This is a genomic window from Bacillus sp. FSL K6-0255, assembly GCF_045040725.1.
In the GTDB taxonomy this organism is placed as follows: domain Bacteria; phylum Bacillota; class Bacilli; order Bacillales; family Bacillaceae; genus Bacillus; species Bacillus subtilis.
On the sequence record NZ_CP150278.1, the window covers coordinates 548,421 to 563,100 of the forward strand.

Below are 14,680 nucleotides of genomic sequence, written 5' to 3' on the forward strand. Positions count from 1 at the left end.
TTTTCTTAACAAAACCAGCAGCTAAGGATTACAATGACTATAAACTGGAATTGGCCTTTTATAAACAGCCAGTTTTCATAAAAAAATGCATACCAGTTAGGAGAACAACGCGCAAATGGATATCACGCCTTTTTTGAATAGAACTCTGGATATTCCGCTTTATCAGCAGCTTTATCGGTATTTTAAAGAAAATATGCATCGGGGCCGTATTCAAAAAGGAATGAAGCTTCCTTCAAAAAGACTCCTGGCGAATCAGCTTTCCATCAGCCAAACGACTGTAGAACGTGCCTATGAACAGCTCGCTGCTGAAGGTTATATTGTGAGCAAGCCAAGAAGCGGGTGGTTTGCTGATTATCATGATTCTGATTTTGCTTATGATAGAATGCCAAGCACAACACCCATTCAACAAGAAGCAGAAGAAAATAAACAATGGATTGATTTTCATTATGGGAATGTAGATTCTTCTTACTTCCCTTTTTCCGCATGGCGAAAAAGCATGGTCAATAGCTTAGACCAATATGGACACGAGCTTTATCGGCCGGGACATGTTTTAGGAGAGTTTGAGCTGAGAACACTCATTGCAGAGTACCTGTATCAATCTCGGGGGGTTCATTGCGGCCCTGAACAAGTGATTATAGGTGCCGGGAACCCTATTCTGCTGCAAATCTTGTGCCAAGTTTTTGAGCCGAATATTTCTATAGGGTATGAGGATCCTGGTTATCCAAGAGCACGCAAGATTTTTGAAGCCAACCGCATGAATATTGTTCCTATACCAGTCGATGATGAGGGAATCTGTATACAGAAGATCAAAGAACAGCAGCCAAACCTTGTATATGTCACACCTTCCCATCAATTTACGCTGGGAACCATAATGACAATAAACAGAAGAATTCAGCTGCTCAAATGGGCGGCCGAAAATCAATCCTTTATCATAGAGGATGATTATGACGGGGAATTTAGGTACACAGGACAGCCGGTTCCTTCTCTGCAAGGGCTTGATCAGCATAACCGTGTCATTTATATGGGCACTTTTTCTAAGTCTCTTTTGCCCTCGCTGCGTATCAGCTATATGATTCTTCCTTCGCCTCTTTTAAAAAAGGGTCATGAAATCACGTCCTTATATAAGCAGACAGTGTCCTGCCACAGTCAGCTAACCCTAGCTGAATTTATAAAAAATGGAGAGTGGCAAAAACACATCAACAGAATGAGAAAACTTTACCGCAAAAAAAGAGCCATTGTATTAGAGGCAGTGCAAAGGGAATTAGGAGAGCATGTCAGAATCCGCGGAGAAAACTCTGGGCTTCGTATCTTACTTGACGTTTATTTGCCATTTGGTGAAAAAGAGTTAATTGAGAAGGCGAAAAAACATGGAGTAAAAATTTATCCTGTTTCTCTTTCTTATCAACATCATCCTCCTACAAAAACGGTCTCGCTCGGGTTTGCAGGGGTTTCTGAATCCGACATAAGAGAAGGCATAAAAAAACTGAAGGCTGCCTGGAAGATATGAGGGAGCTTTCAGTTTAGCAAAACGGCCAAGTGACGACTAAGTGTTGAGAGCTGTTCAATATTTTTTAAGTATATGATGAGTGCCTGCAGTCCAGGCCACGATACGTCTGTTTAGCGAAAAACAGAATTTTTTATTTGCTCCTCACAGTGCTAAAATAAACAAAATAGACAATTGAAAAAATAGAGGTGTAAGAATGAAGTTAGATGAGTTTACAATTGGCCAGGTCTTCAAAACGAAATCATTAAAAGTATCAAAAGATGATATTATGCGGTTTGCGGGTGAATTTGACCCTCAGTATATGCATGTAGATGAAGAAAAAGCGAGTAAAGGCAGATTTAATGGAATTATCGCTTCCGGCATACAAACACTGGCCATATCTTTTAAACTTTGGATTGAAGAAGGTTTCTATGGAGACGATATTATAGCCGGAACAGAGATGAATCATATGACATTCATAAAACCCGTATATCCGGATGATGAATTGTTTACAATTGTTGAGGTTCTTGATAAGCAGCCAAAGAGAAATGAATTGGGAATACTCACAGTATTGCTATCTACTTATAATCAAAAAGAAGTAAAAGTGTTTGAAGGTGAGTTATCTGTATTGATCAAACGATAACTCAGAAAGCCCGCTTTTCGCGGGCTCGATTGAAGCAGATGGGTGAAAGATGTTAGCGGGTTTCCTTTGAAAAATAAGAGGTTAAAACATCATAAACAATAGGCAAAGAAGTAAATCCCTCATCTTCTAGAAAATGACCTCCGTGCTGAACTTCATATAACGCAGCATCAATTTGTTGTGCCAGATCCTTGCTGAATGAAAAAGGCACAATTTGGTCGTCCTTAGAAGCAATGACAGCACGGTGCTTCGCGGACTCGATGATTTTTTGATGATCAAACGATCCCTGTGTAAATTCATCTAACATCTGTAAAGTGGGCAATGATTTGGCAAAGCCGGAAACAAGTATGATTCCGCCAAGCTGTTTTCGTAATTGAAGATGTTCCAAAAATCTCAAAATGGCGGGGCAACCTAAGCTGTGCGCAACCAAATACGTATTTTCATGTAAAGTGTGCTGATATAAAGAGAGTGTATCCAGCCAATCCTCAAGTCTTGGCTGGAGCGGATTAGGCATGTTTAAAATGTCTGCTTGGACCCCATCTGCGAGCAGACGTTTTTTCAGCCAAGGGAACCAATGATTTGTTGAGGAGGCTCTGTAGCCATGAATGATATAGACTTGTTTTGTCATTATTTCCTCCTAAGAAATATTTTCATTCAGTATAAAATTCCTCTCATTGGGAAACAAGTACGCACTTTTTTGTAAGTAGCTTTACATATGAGGCCCTCCTTGTGCCATTCCCCACTTACACATCTCATCTATGAGGGGATACAAAGATCGCCCTCTGTCAGATAACGAATACTCTACTTTCAGTGGGGTGTGAGAAACCTCAGACCGATGAATAAGGCCGTCAGTTTGCAATTCCTTAAGCTGTGCGCTTAACATTTTATGGGTGATGAAGGGCATAGCCCTTTTCAGCTCGCCGTATCTCATCGTTTTTTCACACCCTAACTCATAGAGAATTCTCATTTTCCATTTGCCCCCTATAAGAGATAAGGTGTATTCAAATGGGGCTTGTTTACTGCGGCACAGGCTATTCATTGTAATCAAACCTCCTTTTTTAAGTATCATATCAGAATAAATTAGGATTTTCGGTGTTGAAGTTTGAGGGCGATTCACGATCTGAAGTGAAAGGGGCCGCTTGCTCAACAGGCGGCACGGTACATGAATGTTCTAAGTCAAAGAGGGTTACCTTACTGTTAGTTACTTTATTTAAAAAAACGCATGTTTTTAGCTGAAAATATCTATTATGGTATATTTAAATATAAAGAAATATTTGAGAAATGAGGAATGGTATGAATACACCCAAAAAACATAAGAAATTTAAAGCGAAAATGATTCTCCAAATCATCATGGTTATCATTGGAGGAATCATAGCGGCATATGGACTAGAAACAGTGCTCATTCCAAACAGTGTATCTGATGGAGGGGTGACGGGTCTTAGCATCGTTGGTTCACAGCTATTCAACTTGCCGCTGGGGATTTTGATTGCTGTGATCAACATTCCATTTGTCTGGTTAGGATATAAGCAAATTGGGAAAAGCTTTGCATTATTATCAATTATCGGAATCGTATCGCTTGCCGCGGGGACAAGCTTTTTCCACCACACACCCGCTATCATAGAAGGAGATACCCTGTTAATTACCGTTGTCGGCGGGATTATCCTTGGATTCGGAATGGGGCTGGCGCTGCGTAATGGCGGCGCATTAGATGGAATTGACATGCTTGCTGTGCTGCTATCCCGAAAACTGCCATTCGGAACGAGCGATCTCATTCTATTCTTAAACCTATTTGTGTTTATTTTTGTTTCCACAGTATTTGGCTTACAAGGGGCATTGCTTTCAGTCATTGCTTACTACATTGCATCCAAAGTGATTCATGTTGTGGAGGAAGGCTTAAGCGGCTCTAAAACCTTTCAAATTATTACAACCCAACCTGAATTAATGGTAGAGACAATACGTGATCAATTAGGCCGAAGCGCCACATATAAAGAAGCTTACGGGGGTTTTTCCCACGAGAAATTTAAAGAAATCACATGTGTCATCAACCGTTTAGAAGAAACCAAACTAAAGGAAATTATTAATGATATTGATAAAACTGCCTTTGTTACCGTGTATGATGTAGCTGAAGTGAAGGGCAGCAATTTTAGAAATCTCAATCATCATTAGAAAAAAGAATGACCTTAACTGACATGCCGCCGATAAATATAATCAAAAACACTTTTTGAGGGCTTGAGGGTGTAACCGTAAAGGTCTGAATTATAGAAATACCAAGGGTGTCAAAACCCTTGGTATTTTTTCTGCCAAAAATAAGCCATTTTGGTGAAAGATTATTTCTCTGTGGCGAAATAAAGCAAAGCGATGACCGGAAAAGCGATTCCAATCCATAATGCTGTACTCCATCCGCCTGAGGCATATGCCCATCCTCCAATTGATGACCCTATCGCACCGCCTAGAAAGAAGATCGCCATGAATAATCCGTTTAATCGACTGCGAATTTCAGGCGCCAACGAAAAAATAGCACGTTGACTGAGCACAAGGTTTGCAGATACACCCATATCTAACAGAATAGCTGCGGCCACTAGAACTGTTATACCGACGGGGGAGCTGCTCTGAATCATGAGCGGCATTAATAAAGAGACAACGACAACAACGAGAGCGATTCCAGTGGCAAGCCTGGTTAAGCCTCGATCAGCCAGCCGGCCGCCTATTGGTGCAGCGACTGCACCCGCAATGCCCACCAATGCGTAGAGTGCTATTGCCTTCTGAGAAAAATGAAAATCAGGACCCGACAATAATAAAGGAACGGTAGTCCAGAACAAGCTGAAAGCTCCAAATACAAACGCATGATAGATGGCACGGCGGCGTAAGACTGGAGTCGTGCGCAGCAGTTTCCACATTGAACCGAGTAAGGCAGTATAGTTTGTATTTGCTGTTGGTTTTCTGGCAGGAAGCACTTTTGATAATACGATGGCCAGGATAACACTTACCACGGCGGACAAAGCGAATATTGCATTCCACCCCCAGATATCAGCGACTAGACTAGATATCGGACGGGAAAGCATAATACCGAGTAATAAGCCGCTCATGACATTGCCAACAACCCGGCCGCGTGCAGCGTCTGATGCAAGGTATGATGCAAATGGAACAAGCACTTGGGCTGCGATTGACCCCAATCCGACGAAAAACGCAGCTGCTAAAAACAGTGTTCCATGCTTCACAAATGCTGTTAGTGTCAAAGCCGCTGCGCTTAGCAGGAGCGATGCAACGACAAGTTTTTTGTTTTCGATAATATCTCCTAAAGGGACAAGAAATAGTAAGCCGGCAACGTATCCGATTTGGGTTAGTGTGACAATCAATCCAGCACTGCTTGGAGAAAGTCCAATTGCCTTACTAATTAATCCGACCAAGGGTTGTGCATAGTAAAGATTAGCAACAATGATACCGCATGCTGTTGCGAGAAGAAGGGTTAAACTGGGTGAGATCCTCTGACCTGCTTGTTTGTTTCCATTAGCCATAAGAATGAACTCCTTTTTAAGTGGTTTTTTGAGTGTAATCATGACTTCTCAACACAAGTGATTTTATAAACTGAACGTTCAGTTTCGTTGATTAAGGAAAATAATATACTAAACGTTCAGTTTTGTAAATAGGTTTCTGTTTTCTTTTTTTATTCAGATTAAGTATACTGAACGTATAGTTTATATTGCGGGAAGGAATGATTCATGTGCAGAGTAAACGAGGGCGGCCGCGTGATGAAGGAACGCATAAGGCGATTCTCTCTGCAGCCTATGGCCTATTGCTGGAAAAAGGCTTCGATGCGGTGACAGTCGATAAAATTGCCGAGCGTGCGAAAGTGAGTAAAGCAACGATTTATAAATGGTGGTCTAACAAAGCTGCCGTTATCATGGACAGCTTTCTTTCGACAGCGACGGACAGGCTGCCTGTGCCTGATACAGGGTCGTCAGTACAAGATATAGTAACCCACGCCACGAATTTAGCTAGGTTTTTGACAAGCCGGGAAGGAACCGTTATTAAGGAATTAATAGGGGCAGGGCAGTTGGATGAAAAATTGGCAGAAGAATATCGCACGCGATTTTTCCAGCCTCGCCGCCTCCAAGCGAAAGGCCTTCTAGAAAAGGGAATTCAGAAAGGTGAATTGAGAGAGAATCTTGATATTGAAGTAAGCATAGATCTCATTTACGGACCAATTTTCTATCGTCTGCTTATAACAGGGGATGAGGTGAATGATTCCTATGTGCATGATTTGGTGATGAACGCGTTTAAGGGAGTTCAAGCTACCTCTGCTACAGAGAGTATGTAGCTGATAAGAACTGCAAAAGCTACGGTTTATATGACAAATTGGTTCTCTCTAATCGCACAGTGAAAGATAAGATTTTTGTTGCTGAGCGGAATCATCGAGGGAAAAGTTCTCTTATCGGATGTCGAAAAAGAAGTCATTCAATCGTGAATACATTATATTATTACATTTCCTTTTCATCGATTGGAACAAGGGTTCTATACTTCAATGGAATATCGCAAAGTTGGAGTATTTAAAGAACAGGGGAAAATCGATGGCCATTATGTAGATGTCATGGCAATGGAAAAAATACTTGCAATGTAAACAGGCCTCTAAAGAGACCTGTTTTTTAATATCCAGAGGATCTGTCTATTTTCATCTTGGGCTCTATGACTACTCCCATAACTGAAATAGTCTAATATTTATACCGGAATATCTGATGTTCCGAATATAAGGGATTGTTTATATAAATAAAAGTTTATATAATGACGGGGGCGCTAAGGAAACGCGGGGAGCGACTCAGGTTTTCGTTTCAAAGTTTTGATCCTTAAGATATACGGAGCGCTACATATGGAAACGTAAAGGGGAATGTATAATCATTTGGCGTGTATATAACGATTTGCTTATATATTGATTTGGGAAGGAGGAGCTCATATGACGATTGATGTTGCGGCGATGAGTCGTTGTTTGAAAACACTTAGTGATCAAACTAGGCTTATAATGATGAGATTATTTCTTGAAAAAGAATATTGTGTCTGTCAATTGGTTGATATGTTCGAAATGAGCCAGCCCGCCATAAGCCAGCATTTGCGGAAATTAAAAAACGCAGGTTTTGTGAATGAGGACAGAAGAGGCCAATGGCGTTATTATTCAATAAATGGTTCCTGTCCTGAGTTTGATACATTGCAATTGATCTTACATCAAATTGATCAGGAGGATGAATTGTTAAACCATATCAAACAAAAGAAAACTCAAGCGTGTTGCCAGTAAGGAGGCATTAGATTGACATCAATGATTTTGGCAGTATTCATCTTTTTATTAACTCTAGTATTGGTCATATGGCAGCCGAAAAATTTATCTATAGGGTGGTCAGCCTGTGGAGGCGCAGTTTTAGCTCTAATAGCAGGTGTTGTCAATTTTCATGATGTGTTAACTGTGACAGGGATTGTTTGGAATGCGACATTGGCTTTTGTGGCCATCATACTGATATCGTTAATTCTTGATAATATCGGTTTCTTTGAATGGGCAGCGCTTCATATGGCTAAGGCTGCAAAAGGATACGGTGTGCGGATGTTCGTTTATGTATCTCTATTAGGAGCTATTGTCGCCGCGTTATTTGCAAATGACGGTGCAGCTCTTATATTGACACCAATCGTATTAGCGATGGTCAGAGCATTACATTTTAATGAAAAATTAGTTTTTCCTTTTATCATTGCCAGCGGATTTATTGCGGATACCACTTCGCTTCCTTTAGTAGTGAGCAATTTGGTCAACATTGTTTCAGCGGACTATTTTCATATTACGTTTATTGATTATGCATCCAGAATGGTTGTCCCGTACCTGTTTTCGCTGCTGGCGAGCATCATTGTACTTTACCTTTTCTTTAGAAAAAGCATACCAAAACGCTATGATCTGACTGAGGTTAAAAAACCTGTTGAAGCAATTAAAGATCAAAACATGTTCAGACTGTCATGGTATATCTTAGGGCTGCTGTTAATTGGATATTTTGCAAGTGAATTTTTTTCTATCCCTGTATCAGTGGTAGCGGGCAGCATTGCAATCATTTTCTTAATCGCTGCGCAAAAGAGTCCGGCCGTCCATACAAAGAAAGTGGTGAAAGAGGCGCCATGGGCTATCGTATTCTTTTCAATTGGCATGTACGTTGTTGTGTATGGTGTCCGAAATGCCGGATTAACGGATGTCCTTTCAGATGTGATTCAAGCCGCAGCTGATCAAGGATTGTTTGCTGGGACAATTGGAATGGGCTTTATTGCGGCGATTCTTTCTTCCATTATGAATAACTTGCCGACTGTTATGATTGACGCATTGGCGATTGCCGGTACAGATACACATGGGATGATGAGAGAAGCGCTTATTTATGCAAATGTGATCGGTTCAGATTTAGGGCCTAAAATAACACCGATTGGTTCCTTGGCGACATTATTATGGCTTCATGTTCTTTCGCACAAAGGTATGAAGATTTCCTGGGGCACGTATTTTAAAACAGGAATTATCCTCACGATACCCACTTTATTGATCACACTTGTCGGCCTGTATATTTGGCTGCTGATAATCCATTCTTGTTTCTAAAAGGACAAGGTCACTATATCAAGGAAAACAATGCACTGGTAACTCTTGCCGCAGCCAAATGGCTGAAGGGTGGGGGAGAAAATACCTTGGGGCTAAGTGGAATGTGTACAGCGCAGGAATCGAAGCTCATGGATGACATCGAGTGCTGTCAAAGCAATGAAAGAAGCAGGGATTGATATTTCAAATCAAACATCGGATAAATTTGATGATCCGGCAAAAGCACACGGAACAGAAGAAGTGTTTCCAAAGGGTCCGTGATGAAATTGGTGACCGTTTAAAACAGTTTGCTGTAACTGGGGAATAAAGAATCGATATATTCAGCGTTTCCTTGGGTTATATAATGCAATGTGTTGTTCAACAGGTGTCTGCGAGCTGAGTGCAGACACCTGTTTTTGTTTTTATTTGTCTGAGATTCGTAACAGGGAAGTTATTTAGCTGGTGACAGAGGAAAATTGATTTGTGAACAGAATCATGAAGGAGACGGTGTTTTAAAGGAGTTGTCTGTTTTGCAGGAATTAACAAAAGAAAAATACAGTAGCTTAAAAACAATGTTTGATGACAAATATTGTCCCACATTTGTCTATTCAATATTAGACCAAACCATTCCGGGAGCTGTTTATGCAGATGATCAAACCTTTCCTAAATCGTTTTTTATAGGAACTGAATCAGGCATTTATTTTATTGCGGGAGACCAAGGGAATCGGGATTTTCATGATTTCATTGCAAGATATTATGAAGAACAAGTGAAATCATCAAAACGATTTACCTTGTTTTCTTCCAGTGATACATGGGATAGCGTACTGAAACCCATACTGAAAGATGACTTAAACCAAATGAGAAGAGCTGCATTTTCTTATCAACCAAAATCTTTCAAAAAGACTTTGCAACTGCCAAAGGGGCTTGTATTGAAAAGAATTGACGAAGACATCATTTCACATAGCACAGCGTTTAACAGCGCGTATTATGAGGAGTATTGGAATTCTGTCTCACAGTTTGCTTCAAAAGGTTTTGGATTTGCCGTATTACATGGCAATCACGTAGTAAGTGAGTGTACCTCTATATTTTTAGGGCATAATCGAGCGGAAATGGATATCTATACACTTGAAGAATATAGAGGACTGGGGTTAGCTTATTGCGTAGCAAATAGGTTTATAGCGTTTTGTATGGAAAGTGGGATTGTTCCTAGCTGGGATTGTGATATCTGCAACAATTCGTCCATTGCATTAGCAGCTAAACTAGGGTTTAAGACGGTAACGGAATACACTATTTACTACTCTGGCTAACCTTAATGAAAGAACCTTAAAAGGAGATACCAACCGATGTTGGTATCTTTTTTGTTTTAGAGTTTTTTTACCCTTTTAGCAGAAAAATGGGTGATGAAAATCTTATTCATTTTATTTACTTTTAGGTAGGTAAAACATACCCCGCCAACTGTAACCACTCCGCCTAGCAGAGAGAGCAGTGTGGGTATTTCGCCGATCCAGAGCCAAGATATGATCAAGGCTAAAGCCGGTGTAACATAAAGTGAAAGGGTTGCTTCTGAAGCACCGACGAGTGAAGTGACATATGCTAGTGCGAAGTAAGGAATAACCGTCGGCAATAATCCTAAGTAAACGATAGACAAAGTTGCGCTTATTGAAGCGTTCATCATCTCTTCGCCTAAGCCTGGCAGAAACACAAGCATAGGTATTGTTCCGCCCCAAATGGTGAATGTAACGAATGGAATAAAACCATATTTTTTTATATAGCGGGCTTGAAAAACGAAATAAATACTCTCCGAAAATGCTGCCAGCAGGATGACCAAGATACCGCTCATTGAATATGTAAAGTCTCCCGCCCCAAATGCAATCAATAATACACCCAATAAACTGATCATAGAGCCAAGCCATTTCGTAAATCCAAAATGCTCTTTATAAAACAGGCGGGATAGCATGGCTGAGAAGATCGGTGCCGTAGTAACGAGTAAGCTTGCAACTCCGGCACTAACTGTTTTTTCACCGATGTTCAGCAAAATGTGATAGAATGCAAATCCTAAAAACCCTAAAAGAAAAATGGCAGGAATGTCTTTCAAGTCGGGTAGGCGCATCTGAGTCAAAACAGCAAAAAGCAATAATGCCATAGAGCCGATTAACAAACGAAATAAAGCAAGGTGTTCTGGCGTGTACCCTTCAAGTCCTGCGCGAATTCCCGGAAAAGCAGATGCCCATAAACCAATCATGAGACTATGAGATATCATTATTTGAACTGTTTTCTTTCGCATTCCTCTCACTCCTCTTTACAAAAACCAACCAGTTATTTAATGTGTTTCTATACTAATAAAGATTTGATGATATGGCTTCAACCAGTTCAATAGATTTTGACCCAACCAATTTATTTTAAGGAGACCGATTCTATGAGCTTTCCAGAAGAAAAAAAGATGAAAAAGCTCCCTAAGTACAGACAAATCGTTCATTTTATTAAAGAGAAAATAGGAAATGGAGAGTGGCCGATTGGAAGCAAGATTCCAAGCCAGCGCACGCTTGCAAAAGATTTTCAGGTGAATCGGAGCACAGTGATTACAGCGTTAGAGGAATTGATGGCCGATGGGCTAATAGAAGGCACAATGGGGAAAGGCACAGTTGTTATCAACAACACATGGACACTGATGGCTAAGAATTCTGCTCCCGATTGGGATCAATATGTCACCTCTGGCATTCAGATGCCAAGCCGAAAAATCGTTCAAGAGATCAATCAATCGGAATCCAATCCGGATCTGATACAGCTCAGCAAAGGTGAGCTTTCACCTGAGATTTTTCCTTTGGCTGTTATGAAAGAGATGATGGGGAAGGTATCTCAACACATGGAGGCATTCGGATATGAAGAACCAAAAGGTTACTTACCTTTGAGGGAGGCATTAAGCAACTATTTAAAAACCATTGGAATCAACGTCTCATCTTCTTCCATTCTGATTGTCTCAGGAGCGTTGCAAGCCTTGCAGCTGATATCAATGGGGCTGTTACAAAGAGGATCAACCGTTTATCTTGATCAGCCCTCCTACCTTTATTCATTACACGTATTTCAATCAGCTGGTATGAAGCTGACTGGACTTCCTATGGATAATGAAGGACTTTTGCCTGAAAATGTTCATTTAACAAGAGGAGAGCGGGGAAGGGCTATCTTATATACAAATCCATGTTTTCACAATCCGACTGGTATTCTTATGTCTAAAAAGCGACGGGAAGAAGTCCTAGCAGTAAGTGAGAATACACAGCTTCCTATTATTGAAGATGACATTTATCGTGAGTTATGGATCGATGAAATTCCGCCATATCCTATTAAAACAATTGATAAAAATGGACACGTACTGTACATAGGAAGTTTATCGAAAACATTAAGCCCAGGTTTGAGGATTGGATGGATCGTCGGACCGGAACCGGTGATTGAACGTTTATCTGACATTAAAATGCAAACAGATTATGGATCCAGTTCGCTATCCCAGAGAGTAGCGGCAGAGTGGTTTACTTCCGGCCAATACCAGCAGCATGTAGAAAAGGTTAGGCAGCAATTAAAGGTGAGAAGAGAATTGGCCTTGAGTGCTTTAGAAACTCATTTGAAAGATGTGGCGACATGGAATATCCCAAAAGGAGGATTTTTTGTCTGGATAAAAATATTGCCTTCCATATCAATGAAATTACTTTATACTAAAGCCTTATCAAAAGGGATTCTGCTCAATCTCGGCAGTATCTATGCTCAGGAAAAAGGGAATTATATTCGCTTATCATATGCTTATGCATCTCTTGAAGACCTTCAAAAGGGGATTTATGAGTTGGGTTTAATGATAAAAGAATTGGCAAGCAGGTAACTTTTATATCCTTAAATGGATGTTTCACTAAAAAAGAGATCAAGCCTAATGATCGCTTGATCTGATAATAACAAGGGTTACTAGAATAGATCAAATCATGGTTCGGTCTTAAAATGATCATGTCTCTGAGCGAAAAGTCTTTCCGACTTCTCTTCCTAAACCAAAGTAGTGTCTGAAATTATAGATAAGCGGGCTCCATTTGGAAGGGTTGATATGGTTTTCGTCCAGAATGATACTTTCCTCGGCATGAAAATGTAGTGCCTGCGTCTCTACAATTGCGAATGACGATTCATATTCTGGAAGCCGAATGTGTTTCACTTCGGCTTCGATTTGGATAGGGCATTCTTTAATTCGTGTTGGTGATACTGTTTTTGATTGTAAAGGCGTTAACTCTGCTGCCTCGTATTTTTCTTTTTTATATGTAAATCCGAGCTGCTTCTTTAAAGGCGGTATACTCTTTTTTCCGCTATAAGATGAAATTCTTTCAATGTTTTCCCATAATTCCGGGCCAGGCAAGTTTATGACACATTCTTTGTGTCTTTCCAAATTGTCGATGGCTTTTCCTCCCAGTCCTACTCCAAGGATTATATAATGTCCAAGAGCCCAAGAAGATGACATAGGACTAATATTAGTGGTTCCATCCTCATTCAATGTGGTTAGAAGAAATGTCGAGGTACCATAATACATGATCTTGGGTTTGATTTCCTTAAATCGACGAGTGTCTTGTTTTTTGATGTCCAACGTTTTTTCCTCCTTGTCACGCTTACATTTATATTGTAAAGGATTAACATTTCAACTATCATCGAAATATGAATGTAAGGAGGAAAATCATGAATCCTAATATTGCAAAAATCTCTTCGTTGCTATCAGATCCCTCGCGTTCTTCCATTCTTCTCAGTCTGATGGATGGCAGGATACACCCTGCGGGAGAGCTTGCATATCTCGCTAACATTAAACCTCAAACCGCCAGTTTTCACCTGAATAAATTGCTTGAAGCAAAGCTGATTAGCGTAGAGAAGCATGGGAGACATCGGTATTACAGATTGGCTGACTCAGATGCTGCAAATGTGATCGAACAATTGCTTCATATTGCGCCTAAAGCAAAAGTCACATCTTTAAAAGAGTCAAAAGAGAAAAAGGACTTGCATTTCGCCCGTACCTGTTATGATCATTTGGCAGGTTATGTGGGCGTGCAAATGGCACATTCATTAGTTGAGCAGGGGATGTTAAAAAAAGTTGATTTAAACTTTGAGGTGACTTCAGAGGGTGCTTTATTCTTTTCAAAGTTAGGCATCAATGAAGAGCAACAACGGAATAAGAGGAGAGCCTTTGCCCGCTGCTGTTTGGATTGGAGTGAACGGCAGCATCATATTGCAGGAGCATTAGGAAACGCCCTATTGGTGCGCATGTTAGAAGAAGAGTGGATCGTTCGTATGCCGAAAACGAGAGCGATTAGGATTACACAAAGCGGGAAAATCGCTTTTGAAAAGCACCTAAACGTGAAGATTTAGGATTTTGAAGCGGAAACACCAGATGATGAGGCACGATATCTAGGAGGAGTAAGATTTGTTCTAATCTTACTCCTTCTTCTTATTTTGAAGCAGCTCGATTCCCCATTGCAATAGAGATGCGGTTCCAACTGTTTATTTGATTAATGATGAGAACAAGGTCAACATATTGTTTTTCATCATAATGTTCCCGCACCCGATGATATAGCTCATCAGGAACCCTTTTAGATGGAATGAGCGTGATGTGTTCAGATAGTTCGAGAGCCGCTTTCTCTTCAGGTGAGTAAAAATCACATTCATTCCAAGCATGTAAACAGTAAATTCGCTGTTCAGTTTCCCCCATTTTGCGGGCATCGGACGTATGCATATCTATGCAGTAGGCACAGCCGTTCATTTGAGAGACTCTGATTTTGATTAGTTCTCTCGTCGTTCGGTTAATTGAGGATTGTTTCGTGTATTTCTCCATATCCATCATGATTTTCATACCTTCAGGTGCAATCTCATAGTAGGACACTCTTTGACTCATAAAGCAAGACTCCTTTCCATAGAATACCTAGATTGTATCCCGGTATTGATCATTTTACCAATGTGCGGTTTGAATGAC

At 40.5% G+C, this 14,680-nt stretch carries 15 protein-coding genes and 1 pseudogene; 10 read left to right on the plus strand and 6 right to left on the minus strand.

What is annotated here, in order from left to right:
* The first annotated feature begins 115 nt into the window (after positions 1-115).
* Together MHB62_RS02835 and MHB62_RS02840 are read left to right on the plus strand one after the other, a co-directional pair.
* Complete coding sequence (locus MHB62_RS02835; RefSeq protein WP_003234223.1) at positions 116-1,507, plus strand: PLP-dependent aminotransferase family protein; 1,392 nt, start codon at positions 116-118, stop codon at positions 1,505-1,507.
* Between the two features lie 193 nt (positions 1,508-1,700).
* The gene (locus MHB62_RS02840; RefSeq protein ID WP_003234221.1) at positions 1,701-2,126 is read left to right on the plus strand and encodes a MaoC family dehydratase; all 426 of its coding nucleotides are present in this window, start codon (positions 1,701-1,703) and stop codon (positions 2,124-2,126) included.
* A gap of 52 nt (positions 2,127-2,178) precedes the next feature.
* Here the strand turns inward: MHB62_RS02840 and MHB62_RS02845 are convergent, their stop codons facing one another.
* A complete protein-coding gene (locus MHB62_RS02845) occupies positions 2,179-2,751 on the minus strand; it encodes an alpha/beta hydrolase (RefSeq protein WP_003234219.1) in 573 nt (190 codons plus the stop codon).
* A gap of 81 nt (positions 2,752-2,832) precedes the next feature.
* The gene (locus tag MHB62_RS02850) at positions 2,833-3,162 is read right to left on the minus strand and encodes a winged helix-turn-helix transcriptional regulator (protein WP_003243941.1); all 330 of its coding nucleotides are present in this window, start codon (positions 3,160-3,162) and stop codon (positions 2,833-2,835) included.
* Positions 3,163-3,416: 254 nt separating this feature from the next.
* On the opposite strand from MHB62_RS02850, the gene MHB62_RS02855 reads away from it, so the two are divergent.
* Positions 3,417-4,289 (plus strand): YitT family protein, encoded by an 873-nt coding sequence (locus tag MHB62_RS02855; RefSeq protein WP_003234217.1) that lies wholly within the window; start codon positions 3,417-3,419, stop codon positions 4,287-4,289.
* A gap of 161 nt (positions 4,290-4,450) precedes the next feature.
* Here MHB62_RS02855 and MHB62_RS02860 read toward each other — a convergent pair whose 3' ends face one another.
* A complete protein-coding gene (locus MHB62_RS02860) occupies positions 4,451-5,638 on the minus strand; it encodes an MFS transporter (RefSeq protein ID WP_019712431.1) in 1,188 nt (395 codons plus the stop codon).
* Between the two features lie 206 nt (positions 5,639-5,844).
* Here MHB62_RS02860 and MHB62_RS02865 point away from each other — a divergent pair, with 206 nt between their 5' ends.
* The 5 genes and pseudogenes from MHB62_RS02865 to MHB62_RS02885 all read left to right on the plus strand — a co-directional run bounded on the left by MHB62_RS02865 (position 5,845) and on the right by MHB62_RS02885 (position 10,010).
* Positions 5,845-6,441, plus strand: a complete 597-nt coding sequence (locus MHB62_RS02865) for a TetR/AcrR family transcriptional regulator (protein ID WP_020425115.1) — start codon at positions 5,845-5,847, stop codon at positions 6,439-6,441.
* 630 nt (positions 6,442-7,071) lie between these two features.
* A complete protein-coding gene (gene aseR / locus MHB62_RS02870; protein WP_015252729.1) occupies positions 7,072-7,407 on the plus strand; it encodes a metal-responsive transcriptional regulator AseR in 336 nt (111 codons plus the stop codon).
* A 12-nt stretch (positions 7,408-7,419) separates the two neighbouring features.
* Entirely contained in the window at positions 7,420-8,727 is a 1,308-nt protein-coding gene (locus MHB62_RS02875) for an arsenical efflux pump membrane protein ArsB (RefSeq protein WP_015252728.1), read from the plus strand.
* A pseudogene (locus MHB62_RS02880) lies at positions 8,714-9,031 on the plus strand (hypothetical protein). Before MHB62_RS02875 ends, MHB62_RS02880 begins: the two are co-directional and overlap by 14 nt.
* Before the next feature lie 193 nt (positions 9,032-9,224).
* Positions 9,225-10,010, plus strand: a complete 786-nt coding sequence (locus MHB62_RS02885; protein ID WP_080015514.1) for a GNAT family N-acetyltransferase — start codon at positions 9,225-9,227, stop codon at positions 10,008-10,010.
* 56 nt (positions 10,011-10,066) lie between these two features.
* Here the strand turns inward: MHB62_RS02885 and MHB62_RS02890 are convergent, their stop codons facing one another.
* Positions 10,067-10,987: a DMT family transporter gene (locus tag MHB62_RS02890; protein WP_019712435.1), complete on the minus strand. Its 921-nt coding sequence runs from the start codon at positions 10,985-10,987 to the stop codon at positions 10,067-10,069.
* 132 nt (positions 10,988-11,119) lie between these two features.
* On the opposite strand from MHB62_RS02890, the gene MHB62_RS02895 reads away from it, so the two are divergent.
* A complete protein-coding gene (locus MHB62_RS02895) occupies positions 11,120-12,568 on the plus strand; it encodes a PLP-dependent aminotransferase family protein (protein WP_019712436.1) in 1,449 nt (482 codons plus the stop codon).
* A gap of 117 nt (positions 12,569-12,685) precedes the next feature.
* Here MHB62_RS02895 and MHB62_RS02900 read toward each other — a convergent pair whose 3' ends face one another.
* Positions 12,686-13,309, minus strand: a complete 624-nt coding sequence (locus MHB62_RS02900) for a flavin reductase family protein (protein WP_019712437.1) — start codon at positions 13,307-13,309, stop codon at positions 12,686-12,688.
* Positions 13,310-13,398: 89 nt separating this feature from the next.
* Here MHB62_RS02900 and MHB62_RS02905 point away from each other — a divergent pair, with 89 nt between their 5' ends.
* Positions 13,399-14,079, plus strand: a complete 681-nt coding sequence (locus MHB62_RS02905; RefSeq protein ID WP_019712438.1) for a helix-turn-helix transcriptional regulator — start codon at positions 13,399-13,401, stop codon at positions 14,077-14,079.
* 79 nt (positions 14,080-14,158) lie between these two features.
* Here the strand turns inward: MHB62_RS02905 and MHB62_RS02910 are convergent, their stop codons facing one another.
* Positions 14,159-14,602: a carboxymuconolactone decarboxylase family protein gene (locus MHB62_RS02910; RefSeq protein ID WP_014478970.1), complete on the minus strand. Its 444-nt coding sequence runs from the start codon at positions 14,600-14,602 to the stop codon at positions 14,159-14,161.
* Positions 14,603-14,680: the final 78 nt, after the last annotated feature.

Excerpts from the sequence above, each read along its gene's own strand:
- MHB62_RS02895 (WP_019712436.1), top strand. The coding sequence starts at position 11,120 with ATGAGCTTTCCAGAAGAAAAAAAGATGAAAAAGCTCCCTAAGTACAGA.
- MHB62_RS02845 (WP_003234219.1), bottom strand. The coding sequence starts at position 2,751 with ATGACAAAACAAGTCTATATCATTCATGGCTACAGAGCCTCCTCAACA.
- aseR (WP_015252729.1), top strand. The coding sequence starts at position 7,072 with ATGACGATTGATGTTGCGGCGATGAGTCGTTGTTTGAAAACACTTAGT.
- MHB62_RS02905 (WP_019712438.1), top strand. The coding sequence starts at position 13,399 with ATGAATCCTAATATTGCAAAAATCTCTTCGTTGCTATCAGATCCCTCG.
- MHB62_RS02890 (WP_019712435.1), bottom strand. The coding sequence starts at position 10,987 with ATGCGAAAGAAAACAGTTCAAATAATGATATCTCATAGTCTCATGATT.
- MHB62_RS02850 (WP_003243941.1), bottom strand. The coding sequence starts at position 3,162 with ATGAATAGCCTGTGCCGCAGTAAACAAGCCCCATTTGAATACACCTTA.
- MHB62_RS02855 (WP_003234217.1), top strand. The coding sequence starts at position 3,417 with ATGAATACACCCAAAAAACATAAGAAATTTAAAGCGAAAATGATTCTC.
- MHB62_RS02835 (WP_003234223.1), top strand. The coding sequence starts at position 116 with ATGGATATCACGCCTTTTTTGAATAGAACTCTGGATATTCCGCTTTAT.
- MHB62_RS02840 (WP_003234221.1), top strand. The coding sequence starts at position 1,701 with ATGAAGTTAGATGAGTTTACAATTGGCCAGGTCTTCAAAACGAAATCA.
- MHB62_RS02910 (WP_014478970.1), bottom strand. The coding sequence starts at position 14,602 with ATGAGTCAAAGAGTGTCCTACTATGAGATTGCACCTGAAGGTATGAAA.
- MHB62_RS02860 (WP_019712431.1), bottom strand. The coding sequence starts at position 5,638 with ATGGCTAATGGAAACAAACAAGCAGGTCAGAGGATCTCACCCAGTTTA.